Origin of the sequence: Brenneria nigrifluens DSM 30175 = ATCC 13028 (genome assembly GCF_005484965.1) — a bacterium.
Classification (GTDB): domain Bacteria; phylum Pseudomonadota; class Gammaproteobacteria; order Enterobacterales; family Enterobacteriaceae; genus Brenneria; species Brenneria nigrifluens.
In genome coordinates, this window is record NZ_CP034036.1 from 293,126 (window position 1) to 311,833 (window position 18,708).

General features: G+C 57.9%; 15 protein-coding genes and 4 tRNA genes. 16 read left to right on the plus strand and 3 right to left on the minus strand.

All coding sequences use genetic code 11. The features are described from left to right. Positions 1-6: 6 nt before the first annotated feature. The 15 genes from wecB to EH206_RS01365 all read left to right on the plus strand — a co-directional run bounded on the left by wecB (position 7) and on the right by EH206_RS01365 (position 12,552). On the plus strand, positions 7-1,149 hold the full coding sequence (wecB, locus tag EH206_RS01300) for a non-hydrolyzing UDP-N-acetylglucosamine 2-epimerase (RefSeq protein WP_009111028.1): 1,143 nt from the start codon (positions 7-9) through the stop codon (positions 1,147-1,149). Further along, positions 1,146-2,408 carry a UDP-N-acetyl-D-mannosamine dehydrogenase gene (gene wecC, locus EH206_RS01305; RefSeq protein WP_009111029.1) on the plus strand — a complete coding sequence of 421 codons (1,263 nt, stop codon included), beginning with the start codon at positions 1,146-1,148 and terminating at the stop codon, positions 2,406-2,408. Before wecB ends, wecC begins: the two co-directional genes overlap by 4 nt. Next, positions 2,405-3,472 (plus strand): dTDP-glucose 4,6-dehydratase, encoded by a 1,068-nt coding sequence (gene rffG, locus EH206_RS01310; protein ID WP_009111030.1) that lies wholly within the window; start codon positions 2,405-2,407, stop codon positions 3,470-3,472. Before wecC ends, rffG begins: the two co-directional genes overlap by 4 nt. Before the next feature lie 39 nt (positions 3,473-3,511). Then, on the plus strand, positions 3,512-4,255 hold the full coding sequence (gene rffC / locus EH206_RS01315; protein ID WP_009111031.1) for a dTDP-4-amino-4,6-dideoxy-D-galactose acyltransferase: 744 nt from the start codon (positions 3,512-3,514) through the stop codon (positions 4,253-4,255). A gap of 4 nt (positions 4,256-4,259) precedes the next feature. Next, entirely contained in the window at positions 4,260-5,390 is a 1,131-nt protein-coding gene (rffA, locus tag EH206_RS01320; RefSeq protein ID WP_009111032.1) for a dTDP-4-amino-4,6-dideoxygalactose transaminase, read from the plus strand. A gap of 1 nt (position 5,391) precedes the next feature. Continuing rightward, the gene (gene wzxE, locus EH206_RS01325) at positions 5,392-6,642 is read left to right on the plus strand and encodes a lipid III flippase WzxE (RefSeq protein ID WP_009111033.1); all 1,251 of its coding nucleotides are present in this window, start codon (positions 5,392-5,394) and stop codon (positions 6,640-6,642) included. Continuing rightward, a complete protein-coding gene (locus EH206_RS01330) occupies positions 6,639-7,727 on the plus strand; it encodes a TDP-N-acetylfucosamine:lipid II N-acetylfucosaminyltransferase (protein WP_009111034.1) in 1,089 nt (362 codons plus the stop codon). Before wzxE ends, EH206_RS01330 begins: the two co-directional genes overlap by 4 nt. Then, positions 7,724-9,103, plus strand: coding sequence for an ECA oligosaccharide polymerase (wzyE, locus tag EH206_RS01335; protein ID WP_009111035.1), 1,380 nt, complete (start codon positions 7,724-7,726; stop codon positions 9,101-9,103). The genes EH206_RS01330 and wzyE overlap by 4 nt, the downstream gene beginning before the upstream one ends. A 10-nt stretch (positions 9,104-9,113) precedes the next feature. Then, positions 9,114-9,854, plus strand: a complete 741-nt coding sequence (gene wecG / locus EH206_RS01340) for a lipopolysaccharide N-acetylmannosaminouronosyltransferase (protein ID WP_009111036.1) — start codon at positions 9,114-9,116, stop codon at positions 9,852-9,854. 284 nt (positions 9,855-10,138) lie between these two features. After that, entirely contained in the window at positions 10,139-10,306 is a 168-nt protein-coding gene (locus tag EH206_RS22990; RefSeq protein WP_156803270.1) for a hypothetical protein, read from the plus strand. Between the two features lie 138 nt (positions 10,307-10,444). Continuing rightward, positions 10,445-10,521, plus strand: a tRNA-Arg gene (locus EH206_RS01345). Between the two features lie 83 nt (positions 10,522-10,604). Beyond that, a tRNA-His gene (locus EH206_RS01350) sits at positions 10,605-10,680 on the plus strand. A gap of 22 nt (positions 10,681-10,702) precedes the next feature. Beyond that, positions 10,703-10,789: transfer RNA gene (locus EH206_RS01355), tRNA-Leu, on the plus strand. 38 nt (positions 10,790-10,827) lie between these two features. Further along, positions 10,828-10,904 (plus strand) — tRNA-Pro (locus tag EH206_RS01360). A 712-nt stretch (positions 10,905-11,616) separates the two neighbouring features. Further along, positions 11,617-12,552, plus strand: coding sequence for a LysR family transcriptional regulator (locus tag EH206_RS01365; RefSeq protein ID WP_009111038.1), 936 nt, complete (start codon positions 11,617-11,619; stop codon positions 12,550-12,552). Positions 12,553-12,600: 48 nt separating this feature from the next. Here the strand turns inward: EH206_RS01365 and EH206_RS01370 are convergent, their stop codons facing one another. The 3 genes from EH206_RS01370 to EH206_RS01380 all read right to left on the minus strand — a co-directional run bounded on the left by EH206_RS01370 (position 12,601) and on the right by EH206_RS01380 (position 16,654). Continuing rightward, the gene (locus EH206_RS01370; RefSeq protein WP_009111039.1) at positions 12,601-12,936 is read right to left on the minus strand and encodes an ExbD/TolR family protein; all 336 of its coding nucleotides are present in this window, start codon (positions 12,934-12,936) and stop codon (positions 12,601-12,603) included. A 128-nt stretch (positions 12,937-13,064) separates the two neighbouring features. Further along, positions 13,065-14,390: an aryl-sulfate sulfotransferase gene (locus tag EH206_RS01375; RefSeq protein ID WP_009111040.1), complete on the minus strand. Its 1,326-nt coding sequence runs from the start codon at positions 14,388-14,390 to the stop codon at positions 13,065-13,067. An 11-nt stretch (positions 14,391-14,401) separates the two neighbouring features. Further along, a complete protein-coding gene (locus EH206_RS01380; RefSeq protein WP_009111041.1) occupies positions 14,402-16,654 on the minus strand; it encodes a TonB-dependent siderophore receptor in 2,253 nt (750 codons plus the stop codon). A gap of 683 nt (positions 16,655-17,337) precedes the next feature. Between EH206_RS01380 and purB the strand changes: the two genes are divergently transcribed. Further along, positions 17,338-18,702 (plus strand): adenylosuccinate lyase, encoded by a 1,365-nt coding sequence (gene purB, locus EH206_RS01385; protein ID WP_009111042.1) that lies wholly within the window; start codon positions 17,338-17,340, stop codon positions 18,700-18,702. Positions 18,703-18,708: the final 6 nt, after the last annotated feature.

Below are 18,708 nucleotides of genomic sequence, written 5' to 3' on the forward strand. Positions count from 1 at the left end.
TTCACTGTGAAAGTGTTGACTGTTTTCGGCACCCGGCCGGAGGCCATCAAGATGGCCCCGCTGGTTCATGCCCTGGCCCAGGATGAAGCCTTTGAATCAAGAATTTGCGTAACGGCCCAGCATCGGGAGATGCTTGATCAGGTGTTGCGCCTATTCAGTATTACCCCTGACTACGACCTGGATATCATGCGGCCGGGCCAGTCTCTCAGCGAGATATCCTGCCGGATTCTGGCCGGCCTTGAACCGGTGATGGCGGGGTTCAAGCCGGACCTGGTGCTGGTGCATGGCGATACCACCACCACGTTGACCACCAGTCTGGCCGCTTTTTATCAACGTATTCCGGTCGGACATGTGGAAGCCGGGCTGCGCACCGGCAATCTCTATTCGCCCTGGCCGGAAGAGGCCAACCGTAGGCTGACCGGACATCTGGCGATGCTCCATTTCGCCCCGACGGAAAATTCCCGTCAAAACCTGCTGCGCGAGCACCTGTCGGACCGGCAGATTTTCGTCACCGGGAACACGGTGATCGACGCCTTATTCTGGGTGCGGGACTGCATCGTCAACAACGAGGACCTGCGCCGCAGGCTGGATGAAAAATACGCTTTCCTCGACGCCGACAAAAAACTGATTCTGGTTACCGGGCACCGGCGCGAAAGTTTCGGCGGCGGTTTTGAGCGCATATGCGGCGCGCTGGCGGATATCGCCCGGCGGCATCCGGAAGCGCAGATTGTCTATCCGGTCCATCTTAATCCCAACGTCGGCGAGCCGGTGAACCGCATTCTGAGCGGCATCGGCAACGTGATGCTGATTGCGCCGCAGGATTACCTGCCCTTTGTTTATCTGATGAATCGTTCCTATCTTATCCTGACGGACTCCGGCGGCATTCAGGAAGAGGCGCCGTCGCTGGGCAAACCGGTGCTGGTGATGCGCGACGCCACCGAGCGGCCCGAAGCCGTTGAAGCCGGCACGGTCAGGCTGGTGGGCACGGACGTGGTAAAAATCGTCGACACCGTTTCGCGGCTGCTGACGGACGACAATGAATATCAGGCCATGAGTCGGGCGCATAACCCTTATGGCGACGGCCATGCCTGTCGGCGTATTATTGACGCGCTCAAGAACTATCAGGAAAACCATCGGGTGACGCTATGAGTTTTGACACGATTTCCATTATCGGGTTGGGTTATATCGGTTTACCGACGGCGGCGGCGTTCGCTTCGCGCAAGAAAAAAGTGATCGGCATCGATGTAAACCGGCAGGCGGTAGAGACCATTAACCGCGGTGAAATTCACATCGTCGAGCCGGATTTGGCGGCGCTGGTAAAAACCGCCGTGGAAAACGGCTACTTACAGGCGTCGACCAAGCCGGCGGCGGCGGACGCGTTTCTGATTGCGGTTCCCACGCCCTTCAAGGGCGACCATGAGCCGGATATCGCCTATGTGCGGGCGGCGGCGGAGTCCATCGCGCCGGTGCTGAAAGCGGGCGATCTGGTTATTCTGGAGTCGACGTCGCCGGTGGGCGCCACCGAGCAAATGGCGGAGTGGCTGGCGCAGGCGCGCCCGGACTTAACCTTTCCGCAGCAGTCGGGCGAGGCCGCCGATATCCATATCGCCTACTGCCCGGAGCGCGTGCTGCCCGGGCAGGTGATGGTGGAACTGATTAAAAACGATCGGGTCATCGGCGGCATGACCCCGGCGTGCTCGGCGCTAGCCAGCGAACTGTACAAGATCTTTCTGGAAGGTGAGTGTGTGGTTACTAACGCCCGCACGGCCGAAATGTGCAAACTGACGGAAAACAGTTTCCGTGACGTTAACATTGCCTTCGCCAATGAGCTGTCGCTGATCTGCGCGGAACAAAATATTAACGTATGGGAACTTATCCGATTGGCAAACCGCCATCCGCGCGTCAATATTCTGCAACCCGGTCCCGGCGTCGGCGGACACTGCATCGCGGTGGACCCCTGGTTTATCGTGGCGCAGAACCCGCAACAGGCGCGGTTGATTCACACCGCCAGGCTGGTGAATGACGGCAAGCCGCTGTGGGTTGTCGATCGGGTGAAAACGGCGGTGGCGGATTTTCTGGCGCAGAGCGATAAACGCGCTAGCGATGTGACGGTGGCCTGTTTCGGTCTGGCGTTCAAGCCGGATATTGACGATTTGCGGGAAAGTCCGGCGGTGGAAATTACGGCGATGATCGCCCAGTGGAATACGGGCGCCACCTTAGTGGTGGAACCGAACGTCAAACAGCTGCCGGCCGCCCTGGCGGGGCCGGTGACGTTGGTCGATACCAACACCGCGCTGCAACAGGCGGATGTGCTGGTCATGCTGGTCGATCACCGTCAGTTCCGGGCCATCAGCCCCGATGATATTAAACAAAACTGGGTTATTGATACCAAAGGAGTGTGGCGTTGAAACGTATTTTGATCACCGGCGGCGCCGGATTTATCGGTTCGGCCCTGGTCCGGCATATTGTTACCGAGACGCCGGACAGCGTGGTGGTGGTGGATAAGCTCACCTATGCCGGTAATCTCGCCTCCCTGGCGCCGGTCGCCGACAGCGACCGTTTCGCCTTTGAACAGGTGGATATCGGCGATCGCCCGGCGCTGGATCGGCTGTTTGCCGAGTATCAGCCGGCGCTGGTGATGCATCTGGCGGCGGAAAGTCACGTTGATCGCTCCATCGACGGCCCGGCGGCGTTTATTGAAACCAATATCGTGGGCACTTACACGCTGCTGGAGGCCGCCCGCCATTACTGGCAAAGCCTGGCCTCCGCGGAACAAGCGGCGTTCCGCTTCCACCATATTTCCACCGATGAGGTATTCGGCGATCTGCACGGCAGCGACGATCTGTTCACCGAAACGACGCCCTATGCGCCCAGCAGCCCTTATTCGGCGTCAAAGGCGTCGAGCGATCATCTGGTGCGCGCCTGGCTGCGCACCTACGGGCTGCCGACCATTATCACCAACTGCTCCAACAACTACGGCCCTTATCACTTCCCCGAAAAACTGATCCCGCTGGTGATCCTGAACGCCATCGCCGGTAAACCGCTGCCGGTGTATGGCGACGGGGCGCAGATTCGCGACTGGCTGTTCGTCGAGGATCACGCCCGGGCGCTGTATAAGGTGGTGACGCAGGGCGTTGTCGGGGAAACCTATAATATTGGCGGCCACAACGAGCGTAAAAACATTGAAGTGGTGCAGACCATCTGCGATTTGCTGGAAGAGCTGGCGCCGAATAAACCGGACGGCGTGCAGCGTTATCGCGACTTGATCACCTATGTCAAAGATCGCCCCGGTCACGATATGCGTTACGCCATCGATGCCGGAAAAATCGAGCGTGAATTGGGCTGGCGCCCGGAAGAAACCTTTGAAAGCGGGATGCGAAAAACCGTGCGCTGGTATCTGGATAATGAAGCATGGTGGCGCAGCGTACAGGATGGATCCTACACCGGCGAGCGTCTGGGTCTGAACCGCTGAGGCCGTTCGCCCGGGCGAACGCGCCGTACAGGAGCAGGTATGACAGAGATAACGCTTTCCGCGGGCGAACCGTCGCCGGCGCGCATCCACGCCAATATTGAACCGCTAAGCTGGGAAAGCCGTTTTTTCAACCTGAACAGCGGCAAACTGGATTTCTCGCCGTCGGCGCCGTTGTTGACGGCGGATGCGCTGAACGCCTACGCGCTGACCCAGGCCAAGATACCGGCGGATAATATGCAACTGGCCGACGCCCTGGCGGATTGCGGTTTCCGCCTGGTTGAAGGGGAGGTCGATCTCTGCCTGGATCTGGAGGCGCTTCCGACCGCGGAGGAGCTTTCTCGTCCGCGGGTCGCGGAGAGCGCCGATATCCCGGCGCTGCGGGAGGCGGCGGCCCAGGTTTTCGCCCTGAGCCGTTTTCGCGCCCCCTGGTATCGGCCCGAAGACAGCGGGCGTTTTTATGCGCAGTGGGCGGAAAACGCCGTTCTGGGCGTCTTCGATCACCAGTGTCTGTTGCTGGAGAACGCGGCCGGGGAGCCGCAAGGCTGGGTGACGCTGCGCCGGTTGAACGCCGTCGAAGCCCGCATCGGCCTGCTGGCCGTCTGGCCGGGCGCCGCCGCCCGCGGCATCGGCACGCAGCTGATGTCGGCCGCGGAAACCTGGTGCCGGCGGCAGGAAATACAACGCTTATGGGTCGCGACGCAGACAGGCAACGTGGCGGCTCTCCGTCTTTATCTTCGTCGCGGTGCCAGAATTATGAGCACGGCCTATTGGTTATACAGGTGATCAAATGATTCCGTTTAATGCGCCACCGATTGTGGGCACCGAACTCGACTATATGCAGGCCGCCATGAGCAGCGGCAAGCTGTGCGGCGACGGCGGCTTTACCCGCCGTTGTCAGCAGTGGCTGGAACACTATTCCGGCAGTAAAAAAGTGTTGCTGACCCCCTCCTGCACCGCGTCTCTGGAGATGGCGGCGATTTTGCTGGATATCAAACCCGGCGACGAAGTCATTATGCCGAGCTACACCTTTGTCTCCACCGCCAACGCCTTTGTGCTGCGCGGGGCGAAAGTGGTGTTTGTCGATATCCGTCCCGACACCATGAATATCGATGAGACTAAAATCGAAGCGGCGATCACCGATAAGACCCGGATTATCGTGCCGGTGCACTATGCCGGCGTGGCCTGCGAGATGGACGTCATCATGGCGCTGGCGAAGCAGTACGATCTGTTTGTGGTGGAAGACGCCGCGCAGGGGATGATGTCCCGCTACAAGGGGCGGGCGCTGGGGTCCATCGGCCATATCGGTTGTTTCAGTTTCCATGAAACCAAAAATTACACCTCCGGCGGCGAGGGCGGGGCGACGCTGATTAACGACCCGCGGCTGATTGACCGGGCGGAGATCGTGCGTGAAAAAGGCACCAACCGCAGCCAGTTTTTCCGCGGGCAGGTGGACAAATACACCTGGCGCGATATCGGCTCCAGCTATTTGATGGCCGACATTCAGGCCGCCTATCTGTGGGCGCAACTGGAAGCGGCCGCGGCGATTAATGAACGCCGCCTGCGCCTGTGGCAGAACTATTATACGGCTTTCCAGCCGCTGGCGGACGCGGGACGCATCACTCTGCCGACGGTGCCGGCGCACTGCGTCCACAATGCGCATATGTTTTATATCAAACTGCGCGATGCCGAAGATCGCGCCGCGTTTATCCGTTATATGAAAGAGGCCGAGATCCTGACCGTCTTTCATTATATTCCGCTGCATAGCTGCCCCGCCGGGCAGAACTTCGGCCGCTTCAGCGGCGAAGATCGCTACACCACGCCGGAAAGCGAGCGTCTGGTGCGCCTGCCGCTGTTCTATAATCTGTCTGACGTCAATCAGCGAACGGTCATCAACACCATTCTGAGTTTCTTCTCCTGATATGTCGCTGGCGAAAGCATCAGTCTGGACGGCCGGCTCCACGCTGATAAAAATCGGCGCCGGGCTGGTGGTGGTCAAACTGCTGGCGGTGGCGTTCGGTCCCGCCGGCGTCGGGCAGGCGGGCAATTTCCGCCAGTTGATCACCGTATTGGGCGTCCTGTCCGGCGCGGGTATTTTTAACGGCGTCACCAAGTATGTCGCGGAATATCAGCAGCAGCCGGATCGGCTGCGGCCGCTGCTGGGCACCTCGGTTGCTCTGGTGCTGGGGTTTTCCACGCTGCTGGCGGCGGTATTCGTACTGGCCGCCGCGCCGATCGCCCATGCGCTGTTCGGCCATGACGAATATCGCGAGGTGATCCGCGCGCTGGCGCTGATCCAGATGGCCATCGCCTACGCCAACCTTTTTCTGGCGATCCTGAAAGGCTACCGCGATGCCGTCGGCAATGCGCTGGCCGTCATCGGCGGCAGCCTGATCGGTCTGGCGGCCTATTGGCTGTGCTTTACCCTGGGCGGATACCGCGGCGCGCTGGCCGGGCTGGCGCTGGTGCCCGCGCTGGCGGCGCTGCCGGCCGGCTGGCTGATGCTGCGGCGTACGCCGCTCACGTTGGCGTGGCTAAAACCGGCCTGGGACAAGGCGATGGCCGGGCACCTGGGCAAATTCACCCTGATGGCGCTGATGACGGCGGTCACGCTGCCGGTAGCCTATATCATGATGCGCAACTTGCTGGCGGCGCACTACGGCTGGGACGATGTCGGCATCTGGCAGGGGGTCAGCACTATTTCGGATGCCTATCTGCAATTTATCACCGCGTCGTTCACCGTTTACCTGTTGCCGACGCTCTCCCGGCTGACGGACAAGACGTTGCTGGCGCAGGAGATCGTCCGTTCGCTGAAGTTCGTGCTTCCGGCGGTGGCCGCGGTCAGCTTGGGCGTCTGGCTGCTGCGCGACTTTGCCATCTGGCTGCTGTTCTCCAGCCAGTTTACCGCGATGAGAGACCTGTTCGCCTGGCAGCTGGTGGGCGATGTGATGAAAGTGGGCGCTTACGTTTTTGGTTATCTGGTGATCGCCAAGGCGGCGCTGCGTTTTTATCTGCTCACCGAGGTCAGCCAGTTTCTGCTGCTTACCGGGTTCGCCCACTGGCTGATCCCGGTCAACGGCGCGCTGGGCGCCGCGCAGGCGTATATGGCGACCTACCTGGTCTATTTTTTGCTTTGTTGTAGCGTATTCATTATTTACCGTAGGCGAGCATGACGACGACACTGATCCATGTCCTGGGATCCGATATCCCGCATCATAACCGCACGGTTCTGCGTTTCTTTAACGACACGCTGGCCGCGGAGCTGCCCGCGTCGCAGGTCGGCCGTTTTATGGTGGCCGCCCGCGATCCCCTGCCGGCGGCGGATTTTCCCGCGCTGAATATTACGACCCACGCCGATAAAAAAACGCTGGCCCAGGCGGTGATCGCCCAGGCCAAAGCGGATCGCCGCACGCGTTTCTTCTTCCACGGTCAGTTTAACCCCCGGCTGTGGCTGGCGTTATTGAGCGGTAAAATCAGGCCGTCGCAGGCGTACTGGCATATCTGGGGGGCGGACCTGTATGAAGAGGCGAGCAGCCTGCGGTATCGTCTGTTTTATCTGCTGCGCCGCGTGGCGCAAAACCGCATCGGACATGTGTTCGCCACGCGCGGCGATCTGACATATTATCAACAGCGGCATCCCCGGGTGCCGGCGTCGCTGCTCTATTTCCCGACGCGGATGGATCCGGCGCTGACCGCGGTCGAGGCGGATAAACCGCTGGCGGGGCCGCTGACCATTCTGGTCGGCAACTCCGGCGATCGCACCAACCGTCATCAGGAAGCGCTGCGGGCCATCCATCAGCAGTTCGGCGCCGGCGTGCGGGTGATCGTGCCGATGGGCTATCCCGCCGATAACGGACGCTATATCGCGCAGGTAGAGAAGGAAGGGCTGGCGCTGTTCGGCGTCAAAAACTTCCAGTTGCTGAAAGAGCAACTGCGGTTTGAGGATTACCTGAACATGCTGCGCACCTGCGATTTGGGCTACTTTATTTTTGACCGCCAGCAGGGTATCGGCACGCTGTGCTTATTGATTCAATTCGGCGTACCCTTTGTGATTAGCCGGCAAAATCCTTTCTGGCGGGATTTGACGGAGCAGCATCTGCCGGTGCTGTTTTATGGCGATAGCCTGGATGAAGCGCTGGTGCGCGAGGCGCAGCGTCAGCTGGCCTCGGTTGATAAGCGGCAGATCGCTTTCTTTAACCCCAATTATCTGCAAGGCTGGCGGCAGGCGCTGACGCTGGCGGCGGGAGAACCGACATGACGCTGGGAGAGTTTGGTGGTCTGTTAGTGGTTTACCTGATGGCGATCATTTTTATTCTGACGCTGACCTGGCAGGAGTTCCGGCGCGTCCGTTTTAATTTTAACGTGTTGTTTTCTCTTCTTTATCTACTGACGTTCTATTTCGGTTTTCCGTTTACCTGCCTGCTGGCGTTTCGCTTTGGCGTCGAGGTGGTTCCGGTGGAGTATCTGCTCCAGGCGCTGCTCGCTTCCACGGCGTTTTACGCCATCTATTACGTCAGCTATAAAACCCGCCTGCGCCCGAACACGCTATCGACCCGCCCGCCGCTGTTTACCATGAATCGGGTGGAAACCAATCTGACCTGGATCCTGCTGGCGCTGATAGCGGCGGCCACGGTGGGCCTGTTTTTCCTCAACAACGGCTTTTTGCTGTTTAAGCTGCGCTCTTACAGCCAGATTTTTTCCAGCGAAGTGTCCGGCGTGGCGCTGAAGCGCTTCTTCTATTTCTTTATTCCCGCCATGCTGGTGGTCTATTTTCTGCGGCAGACGCCGCGCGCCTGGCTGCTATTTCTTATCGGCACGGTGGCGTTCGGCATGCTGACCTATGTCATCGTCGGCGGCACCCGGGCGAATGTGATCATCGCGTTTGCCCTGTTCCTGTTTATCGGCATCGTACGCGGCTGGATCTCCCTGTGGATGCTGGCCGCCGCCGGCGTATTCGGCGTGGTGGGCATGTTCTGGCTGGCGCTTAAGCGCTACGGGATGGATGTTAGCGGCGACGAGGCGCTGTATACTTTCCTCTATCTGACCCGCGACACCTTTTCCCCCTGGGAGAACCTGGCGCTGCTATTGCAGAACTACGATAAAATCGAGTTCCAGGGATTAGCGCCGATCGTGCGTGATTTCTACGTGTTTATTCCTTCCTGGCTGTGGCCCGACCGCCCCAATCTGGTGTTGAACAGCGCCAACTATTTCACCTGGGAAGTGCTGAATAACCACTCCGGGCTGGCGATATCCCCCACGTTATTGGGTTCGCTGGTAATTATGGGCGGCGTGCTGTTTATTCCACTGGGCGCCATCGCCGTCGGCTTGATTATCAAATGGTTCGACTGGGTGTATGAACTGGGGAAAAACGATGCCAACCGCTACAAGGCGGCGATTTTACAGGCGTTCTGCTTCGGCGCGGTGTTCAATATCATCGTGCTGGCGCGCGAAGGGGTTGATGCCTTCGTCTCCCGCGTGGTGTTTTTCTGCCTGATCTTCGGCCTGTGCCTGCTGATGGCGAAATTACTCTACTGGCTGCTGGAAAGCGCCGGATTGATCAGGCAGCGTTTATTGCGCCCCCGGCCCGCCGCGGCGCCGTCCGCCCCCGCAGCACCCACGCACGACGTGCCGTAAAGGATTTAATATGGCAGAACAAGAGACGATCCCCGCCTATTCCATTCGCGGTTTATCCATTCACGGATTCCGTCATGTGGCGCAGTTTGTCGATTACCTGTTTACCGGCGAGCGGCTTAAAACGGGAACGCTGGTGGCCGTCAACGCCGAAAAAGTGCTGACCGCCGAGCAGGATGGCGCCCTGCGGGCGCTGCTGGACCAGGCGGAATATAAGTACGCCGACGGCATCAGTATCGTACGCTCCATTCGCCGCAAATATCCCCATGCCGAGGTGACCCGCATCGCCGGGGCGGATTTATGGCAAGCGCTAATGCAGCGGGCGGGCAAAGAGGGCACGCCGGTGTTTCTCATCGGCGGCCTACCTGAGGTACTGGCGCAGGCGGAAGCTAAACTGCGGGCGCAGTGGCAGGTGAATATCGTCGGCAGTCAGGACGGCTATTTCGCGCCCGACCAGCGTGAGGCGCTGTTTCAGCGTATTCGCGCCAGCGGCGCGCAAATAGTGACGGTGGCGATGGGGTCGCCGCGGCAGGAGATGCTGATGCGTGACTGCCGTCAGTATTACCCGGATGCGCTCTATATGGGCGTCGGCGGCACCTATGATGTGTTTACCGGCCATGTGAAGCGCGCGCCGCTCGCCTGGCAGAATTTGGGTTTGGAGTGGCTTTACCGCCTGCTGGCGCAGCCAAGCCGCATTACTCGTCAGCTCAACTTGTTGAAATATCTTGCTTATCATTACAGCGGACGTCTGTAGCCACGCCGGTTGGGCGCGACGGGAGTTCGTTCGCGCCTCCTGTGAATAAAAAATATTTTATTATTCCTATTCCGTTTTAATGACCCGTTTGCCAATGGCATGACAAATGCTGAACCATATTCCCCTTCCGCGGATCGGGATGGCACGGTGTTATTCCCGCCCGCATTGTTGTATCTTCACGGCCGCTGATTTACCCAATGGCTCACTGACCGTAGGGTGAGTCAGGCGAGCAATAACAATAAGAACCGGTAATCGCCCGGATATAATCAATGTATTAAAGACAGATGATTTATGGCGGAAGATGTAAAAAAGGACAAGCTCCACAGGGGATAGAGGCCAGGCATATCGAGTTGATCGCGCTGGTCGGCATGGTGTTTCTGGCCGTTGTCAGCCTCTGCTATCGGGTGCTGGAATTGGGTAAAAAACAGGCGTCGATAGCGGCTAAAATGTAGCGATTAGCGGAGGGGAGAGCGGTTTTGTAGTAATTTAACGCGAAATGAGCAAAGCATAAGCAAACGCATCATTTCGATAAAAAAGCACTAGACAGGCACCGGTTAAATACGTAGTATCCCCTCCCGCAACGGCGCTATGCGCCCGTAGCTCAGCTGGATAGAGCGCTGCCCTCCGGAGGCAGAGGTCTCAGGTTCGAATCCTGTCGGGCGCACCATTAAATTGTGTGCAAGAGCTGCGGTGGTACATTTACCCCGTAAAGGAAGTACCCGTCAAAAAGCAGTAACAGCGTGGTATATGGTGGCTATAGCTCAGTTGGTAGAGCCCTGGATTGTGATTCCAGTTGTCGTGGGTTCGAGTCCCATTAGCCACCCCAGATTCAAACGTTTGTGAGTTATGCGAAGGTGGCGGAATTGGTAGACGCGCTAGCTTCAGGTGTTAGTGTCTTAACGGACGTGAGGGTTCAAGTCCCTCTCTTCGCACCACACAGACGAAAGCATCCGTAATGCTTAAGCAGTATATTCGGCGAGTAGCGCAGCTTGGTAGCGCAACTGGTTTGGGACCAGTGGGTCGGAGGTTCGAATCCTCTCTCGCCGACCAGCTTATTTACAGGTTTTGTCCATAGTCGTGCGGACAAGGCCGCTACAACAAAAAACAGCAAGTCGTTATGGCTTGCTGTTTTTGTCGTCTGTCCTGTTATTTCCTTGCTACAGTAAAATCCACCATTTATTTTTTAGGCATAGCCAAAGGCGGTCCCCCTTGCGCCCGGAGGGAGGATGGCTGCAATGCCGCGTTCTGGAATGCACATCCGGAAATTAAAAGGGATGAGAATCCCTGTCGGCGTCGTGTTGTTCTATTATTGGCAAACGCTATTTTTGTATTTCTCGCCGGTTTTGTTTTTAGCGGTTTCTTAAAGGTTCAGTATGGTTTTGCAATAATTATTGCTCGACGCTTTGATGATAGGTATTGGTAGGTTATTAGCAAGTAAAGCGGCATCTTCCTCATGAGGAATTTTCTTTGAAATGAATTATGACTGTGCGGGAAATCTATGAAAAAAAGAGTACTACGACTAATTTTAATTCTGTGCGGCGCGGTGCCGGGCGGTATTAGTCTGTTTGCCTTATTTCCACTGATTCCCCATAGCTTCCCCCCGTTGGTTATAAGCTATAACCATTCAGTCATTGTCTGGCCGCGCCGCGTTCCCGTAAACATATAACCGAATAGTTTCGCGTAGAGAGGCGCTTAGCGCGTTTGCGACGCTATTGGATGAGGGAGAGCGACTCCCCTTGCACCGGCTATTTTCGGAGGAAGTATGCATCTGGATCTACGGCAACTGCGTAATTTTCTGGCGCTGGTGGAGCAGAAGAGTTTTGTGCAGGCGGCGGAGGCGGTCTATTTGTCGCAATCGGCATTTAGCCGCAGTATTCAAGGGCTGGAACAGGCCGTGGGCTGTCAGTTGATAGAGCGCCAGAGCAAACAGTTTGCGCTGACCTGGCAAGGGGAGAGATTGCTTCCCCTGGCGCGGCGCATGCAGGAATTATCCGGCGAGCTGCTTAAAGATATGCGTCATATGAGCGACGAGCAGGGAGGACACCTGTTTTTCGGCTGCGGTCCCGCCCCTTCTTCCATGCTGATTCCGCGGGCGCTGGCAAACTTTCACCGCCAGCGCCCTGGTGTGCGGATAGCCTACAGCGTCGATAACTGGCAATCGCTGCACCAGCGGCTGATAGCGGATGAGTTTTCCTTTTTCGTCGCCGATATCTGGCAGGCGGAAATCAACCCCGAACTGCGGGTGCAGCCGCTGCGCAGCCAACGCTGTCTTTTCGTCTGTCACCAAACGCATCCATTGGTCGGGCAGGATAGCGTGACGCCCGCCCAACTGCTGAGCTATCCTTTCGCCGCCCCTTACCTGCCGACAGGCATACGCAAGGTGCTGGCGGCGCTGAGCCAGCAGCCGGATTTCACTCCGCATATTCAGTGCGATTATATTTGCTCGCTGTTCGGCGTACTGCGCCACAGCAATGCCATCAGCTTCGTCAGTGAGGATACTTTCCTGCTGTTGCAAAAAAGCCACGGACTGGTGGGCATCAACTTGACGGAAGTCCCGCCGGAATGGGCGAAAATGCGTACCCACTTCGGCATTATTTCCCCGATGAACAAGCCTCTGCCGCCGCTGGCGCAGTTGATGGTCGACACGATTATCGACGCCGACCGCGATGAGCCGCCTGACCGGCAAGATACCCATTAAGCGCCGCAGCGCGGTCGGGCGATGTTTGTCGCCGGCAAGCCGGCGGCGCTATTTCTGCGTCAATAGCGACAGGCGGGCAATCCCCGCTTTTTCCATCTCGGCCAGTATGGCCGCCACTGCACCATAGCTGGCGTCGGCATCCGCCTGCAATTGCACGATCAGGTCGGCGTTGTCCGCCTTGGCACGCTGTAACTGCGGGATCAGCGGCGCGTCTTCTTCTATGATCTGCGGCGCTTCCTCGCTGGCCTGCTGCGCTTTTTCCTCCGGCGCGGGCGACGGCGCCAACTCGATGGTAACGGCCGCCGGCTCAGGCGGAGGCGGCAGTACGGCCTGGCGTGTTCCCAGCGCCACGATGACCGCGGCGTGCAGAGATAGGGTAAGCATGCCCAATAGCAGCCACTCGTACGCACGGAGTCTGTACGCGCCGGGAGCCCCTCAAAAGGCCGTGCTGTGTCCGCTCCGCAAGCGCATCGCCCCTGACTTCAACGGGATGCCGTCGATACGCGCCCGCTTCAGCCACGGTGTTTTCCCTTATTGGCGACCCGGAATTCCGCATTGGACGGCGGAATTACCGCCTGTTCGCTGTGCGGCGTGCCATCCGGCGCCCAGTCATAGGGGATCGGGGTGGCGCGATACAGCGAATTGCGGCCATTGGAGAAGAAGGGGCTGACGTACTCCCATACGGTTTCGCCTTCCGCCGTCACCTGGAATACCCGGCCACTCTGTCCCTCGGTAATCAGGGTGTTGCCGTTGGGCAGGCGCCGCGCAAGGCTGGTGAAGGCGCTGAAGAATGAAGGGCCGGGACGATATTCCCAGACGATCTGTTTGGTCGACGGGTCTATTTCGACCACCCGCGACGTGCCGGTGGCGATGCGGAAAGCCACCGCCGGGTAGCCGGAACCGCCCTGATTGTCGAACACCAGGATATTGCCCGCGCCCGGCAGGCCTTTGGGAATGATTTTGGCGTCATGCAGGCCGCTCAGCTGATCCACCGGACGCGGCAGCTGTGCGCCCGTGCCGGCAAAAGGATTGGAGCGCTCGGAGGAGACATAGTTCGGCCCCAGGCTCCAGGCCACCCCGCCGGTTTTTTTGTCGATGATGGCGATAAAGTTGGCCTGCCGCGAATCGATGATGATGTTGTCCGGGTGGAAGCGCGCGTCGCCGGCGTCGTACCATTTGTTTGCGCCGAGCGTACGGGCGTTGTTGAGGTGCAGGTAGTCGGCCAGATCGGTGTCGCGCACCAGATCGAGCTGTTCGGCGGTGAAGCCGAACTCATCCAGATGCTCGGAAGCCAGCCAGCGCCAGACCACCTTGCCGCCCGGATCCACTTCGTAGATCGCATCGTCGATCAGCTCATCCAGTTTGAAACCCGTTACTTTGTGCAGCTTGTTGGCCAGCACCAGGGTATTGCCGTTGGCCAGTCGCGATATCTCGTGATGCTGGTGGGCGTTGCCCACATTTTTCTCCCCGGCCCAGCGCCAGACCACTTTGCCATTCCAGTCCAGTTCGGCGACGGCATGGTTGTTCACGCCGTTGCCGAAGGAGCGCCGGTCGCGTTCTTTGCGCGCTTCCAATTGCACGAACGCGTGTCCCTTGCGTCCCTGGTTGACGGCGGGGTCGAGCACCTCCGTGGGGAAGCCGCGATAGGGCCAACTGCGCGCCACGTTGCCGTTCATGTCGATCAGATAGCTGTTGTGGTCCGCGCCGCTGAAGACGGTGTAGTGGCCCCAGGCTTTTTGCGGATCGTACAGGGTGACGCCGGTGGGGAAGATCGTCGGCGCGGCCAATACGTTGGCGCTGACCAGCAGGGCGGCGGCGAGATTGAGAACTTTCATCATCGTGGCTCCTTTCAGAAATCGTAACGGATATTGAGATTGAGAGTGCGCGGGGCGCCGACCGCCAGCGCGTTGCTCGATGCGATCCAGTAATCCTTGTTCAGCAAGTTGTTCAATTCTGCGCGGTAGATGAGCTTCCCCTTGGCGAGGGGTACGCGGTAGCTGGCGCCGATGCTGTATACCTCATAGGATGGCGTTTGCAAGGTATTGGCGGTGTTGATGTACTGCCTGCCTATATGGGTGACGCCGCCGTGCACGCGCAGCCCGGGCAGCGCGGCGATCTCTTTTTCCACGCTGAGGCTGCCCTGGAAAGTCGGCACCGCGGCGGCTTTTTTGCCGATGACGGAAGCCGCGGCCTCCCGATATTCGGCGTGCATCCACGTGCTGCCCAGGGAAAAGGTCAGCCCGGACAACGGCCGGTAACTGCCGTTGAACTCCAAACCGTCGTAACGCACCGCGCCGTCGTCGACGTAGTAGTTATCCGCATTGGCGTAGCCTGTGCCGCGTTCGATACGGAATAGCGCGGAAGCCAGCGACCAGTTCTCCCGCTCGCTCTTGACGCCCAGTTCATATTGTTTGCTCTCGATGGGCGACAGCTGCTGGTAGGCGTTGGCATAAGCGCTGCCCACGGTGCCGCCGTCTTCCAGCGCCTCCACGTAGCTGGCGTAGAACGTCGTGTCGGGACGGGGAGTGAACATCAGCGCCATCGTGGGCGTAAGCGGCTTCTCGCGATAGGCGGTGCGTCGCGCCCCGGAAACGTAGTAGTTATTGTTCTCGTAATCGAATTTACGTAGCCCCAACAACAACGACCAGTTTTCGCCCAATCCCAGGGTGTCGCTGAAATAGGCTGATTTGGTCGTCCAGTCGGAGATCCTGAAATAACGGCGCGGAGAGTAACCGTCGTAAGTCAGATTGAGCGAGGAGCCATAAAGATTGCCGCTCGGATAGGCGCCGGAAGACGGATAGACATGGTTCTGGCCGCCGCTGCTGGTGGAGGGATCAAGCGATGGATTGCCGATGTTGAGATCGCGGGTCTGCTGCTGCCACTCCAGACCGGTGACGATACTGTGTGTCAGCCAGCCGGTCTCGAAATCGCCTTCCAGGCGTAGCTGCACCGAATCGTAGTTCAGCGTCGGGCGGTAGAACTGGCGCAGGGCCACGTTGTAATCCCCCTGAGCGTTGCGCAGATAGAGGGTTTCGTCGCGCGAGTTGATGCGCTTGAAGGTATGCGAATAGCTGGCGTCCAGCGTCCAGCTGTCGTTGATTGACCACGCCAATCCGCTGGCGCCGACCCACACCGTCGAGTTGTAGTAGGAGGAATCGTAGGCGGTCAGGTTTTTACGTCCGCCGATCGCCGCGGGCAGAGTGGTGCCGGAATAGGCGTAGTTGCCTGAACCGGTGACGCTGATGGCGGTGATGCCGCCTTCCAGATCGCGCTCCTGATACAGCCCGTTGGCCCGCCATGTCAGCGAGGGAGTGAGCCGCGCATCCAGGAACAGGGAAGCGGCCTGCCGGTCAACCTTGGTGCCATTGTAGGCTTCGCCTTGTTCATTAACCGCGTTGAAGCGGTAGCCGAAGCGATCGTCTTCGCCAAAGCGGCCGCCGGTATCGAGATGCTGGCTGAAGATGTCGTCCGCCGAATAACCGGCCGCCAGCGACAGCGTTTGCGTCGTGGTCGGTTTTTTCGAGATGTAGTTGACGATGCCGCCGGGCGATCCGATGCCGTAGAGGAAGCCCGTCGCCCCTTTGAGCAGTTGCACTTGCTCGAACATTTCCAGCGGCAGTTCCACCCCGTACATCTGGAACGGATGGCCGTCTATCTTGTAGCCGTTGACGAAGTCCAGGGACAAACCGCGCACCGTCAGGGCGTACGCGTCCAGCCCGTAGGAACTGCCTTTGGCTGCAACGCCCGCCTCGCCCTCGAACAGCTTGCCGATGGTTTTGGCCTGGCGCTCCTCGATCTTCTCGCTATCGACGCTGTGGGTGGCGAACGGCGTCTGCAAATCGCTGCGCGCGCCCAACGTACCGCCGCTTACGATCTCGCGGCGCTGGGCGCTGACCGTGATCGTCTCCAGCACCCGGGTTTCAGTACCCGCCGTCTGCCGCTCGGTTTCTTCGGGATGAGTCTCGTCATTGACGATTGTCTCCCGATTCTGAGTGGCGCCGTCGCCGGTCTGAGCGAGGACGGCGCCCGATTCGCCGCCAAGAATGGCCGCGATGGCGAAAGAAATATATTTGAGTTTGATGGCTGAATAAGTAGACGGCATATAAATTATTCTCCTAATATCTCCGATAAATTTCCGGATTATTTCCCGACCATAACGGCGAAAAATATTGCAATCCTTTCTGCAAAAAATAAATAATTCCGTAAGTAAAATTTAATATTAATAATGAAATTTTCACGCCTTTCTTTAATTTGATGTTTACTGAATATGGCAAGAAAAATAAACCAATAATAAAAGGAGTAACGAGTAAAACCATCCCGTTACGCCGGCGTGAAGTATAATAAAAAGCCATACCGAAGATTGAAACGCCAATGCATTGGATCGATAGTAAGTGTGCAATAAACGCATACATTCCTATGAGGCAGGTTATTACTGGTTTATCTTTTTTTCAAAAAAGATAAAGCAAAAAAGTTATTTTGATGCGTCGATTGATTAAGGTTCGGTAATTTAGTAATAAAAAATTTGGCGAATCGAATGATGTGATGAAAAACTAATGGCGTCGATAATGCGATATTTTATACGGCCCGTTCGCCTGTCTCGTTGGTTCCCGGCGTCATAACCGAAGGTGTGTCATATTGACAGATGCCGCCGAAACGCAGCGCCAAGCAAACTTTTCGATCTAAAATAGATCCCAAAGGTATAAGCAGCCCCCTTGCCATATGTGATAATCGTCGACATTAAAAAGACGATATAAATCCCGCCTTATAAATCCAAACGAGTAAATTATGGCATCGCATCTTATTGATTTTCTTCTTATAGGGAATAATTTTGGCACGCCCGAAATGCGCGGCGTGTGGTCGGAACATAATCGCCTGACCAAACAGGTTGAGGTGGAAATCGCCCTGGCGCTGGCTGAAGGGGAGCTGGGCGTTATTCCGCAGGACGCGGCCCAAACGATAGCCGAAAAAGCGGACGCCGGCGCGCTGAACGTGGAAGATATCGCCCAGGATGCGGCGCGCATGAAGCACTCGCTGATGCCGACCCTCGCCGCGATCCAGAAACAGTGCGGCGCGGCGGGCGAATTTATCCACTATGGCGTCACCACGCAGGATATTGTCGATACCGCCACCGTATTGCAGCTAAAACAGTCATTCGACATTGTGGTCAGAGACACCCAACTGCTGGCCCTGGAACTGAAACGCCTGGCGAAAAAGTATCAATACACGCTGATAACCGGCCGCACCCACGGCATGCAGGCCCTGCCCACCACCTTCGGTTTTAAGCTGGCGGTGTGGCTGGATGAGTTTATCCGCCATCTTGAGCGCCTGAGCGAAATCAAGGCGCGCGTGTTGGTCGGCAATATCAACGGCGCCATCGGCACCTACGCCTCCTTCGGCGAGAAAGGACCGGAAATCGAGCGCCTGACGCTGGATAAGCTGGGCTTGAACACCCCTAACATCAGCTGGCAGTCCGCCCGCGATCGTTTTTCCGAATATGCCTCCGTCGTGGTGCTGATTAGCGGCACGCTGGGCAAGATCGGTAACGAGCTGTATAACCTGATGCGCACGGAAATCAACGAGATCGAAGAGCCTTTTTCGCCAGGCAAGATCGGTTCGACGACCATGCCGCACAAGCGTAATCCGGCGGCGATTGAAGGCCTGGCGAGTTTGACCGCGCCGGTGTTCAAAAGCGCGGCGCTGATCCATGAATCAATGAAAGTGGAACATGAGCGCGATGCGATGAGCTGGCGCGCGGAATGGATCGCCCTGCCGGAAATCAATATCTATCTGTCCGCCCAGTTGCAGAATGCGCTGGGTATCCTGCGCGGCATGTCGGTGAACGAAGAGCGGATGCGGGCTAATCTGGAACAGCAAAACGGTTTGCTGCTGTCTGAAAAGGTGATGTTTGAGATTGGCAAGCGCTTGGGTAAACAGACCGCGCATCAGCTGGTTTACGAGTGTTCCATGCGGGCATTCGAGCAGAACCTGTCATTCAAATCGGTATTGCTGGAACACCCGGCGCTGTCCGCGCAGCTGACCGCAGCCGAGCTGGATGAGTGGCTGAACCCGGCCAACTATCTGGGTAGCGCGCCGCAGAAAGTGGATGAGGTTATCCGCTTTGCGGATCATTCGGGCCTGTTGCCGGCGTAATAAGGT

Excerpts from the sequence above, each read along its gene's own strand:
- wecC (WP_009111029.1), top strand. The coding sequence starts at position 1,146 with ATGAGTTTTGACACGATTTCCATTATCGGGTTGGGTTATATCGGTTTA.
- rffC (WP_009111031.1), top strand. The coding sequence starts at position 3,512 with ATGACAGAGATAACGCTTTCCGCGGGCGAACCGTCGCCGGCGCGCATC.
- rffA (WP_009111032.1), top strand. The coding sequence starts at position 4,260 with ATGATTCCGTTTAATGCGCCACCGATTGTGGGCACCGAACTCGACTAT.
- wzxE (WP_009111033.1), top strand. The coding sequence starts at position 5,392 with ATGTCGCTGGCGAAAGCATCAGTCTGGACGGCCGGCTCCACGCTGATA.
- EH206_RS01330 (WP_009111034.1), top strand. The coding sequence starts at position 6,639 with ATGACGACGACACTGATCCATGTCCTGGGATCCGATATCCCGCATCAT.
- wzyE (WP_009111035.1), top strand. The coding sequence starts at position 7,724 with ATGACGCTGGGAGAGTTTGGTGGTCTGTTAGTGGTTTACCTGATGGCG.
- wecG (WP_009111036.1), top strand. The coding sequence starts at position 9,114 with ATGGCAGAACAAGAGACGATCCCCGCCTATTCCATTCGCGGTTTATCC.
- EH206_RS22990 (WP_156803270.1), top strand. The coding sequence starts at position 10,139 with ATGATTTATGGCGGAAGATGTAAAAAAGGACAAGCTCCACAGGGGATA.
- EH206_RS01365 (WP_009111038.1), top strand. The coding sequence starts at position 11,617 with ATGCATCTGGATCTACGGCAACTGCGTAATTTTCTGGCGCTGGTGGAG.
- EH206_RS01370 (WP_009111039.1), bottom strand. The coding sequence starts at position 12,936 with ATGCTTACCCTATCTCTGCACGCCGCGGTCATCGTGGCGCTGGGAACA.
- EH206_RS01375 (WP_009111040.1), bottom strand. The coding sequence starts at position 14,390 with ATGATGAAAGTTCTCAATCTCGCCGCCGCCCTGCTGGTCAGCGCCAAC.
- EH206_RS01380 (WP_009111041.1), bottom strand. The coding sequence starts at position 16,654 with ATGCCGTCTACTTATTCAGCCATCAAACTCAAATATATTTCTTTCGCC.
- purB (WP_009111042.1), top strand. The coding sequence starts at position 17,338 with ATGGCATCGCATCTTATTGATTTTCTTCTTATAGGGAATAATTTTGGC.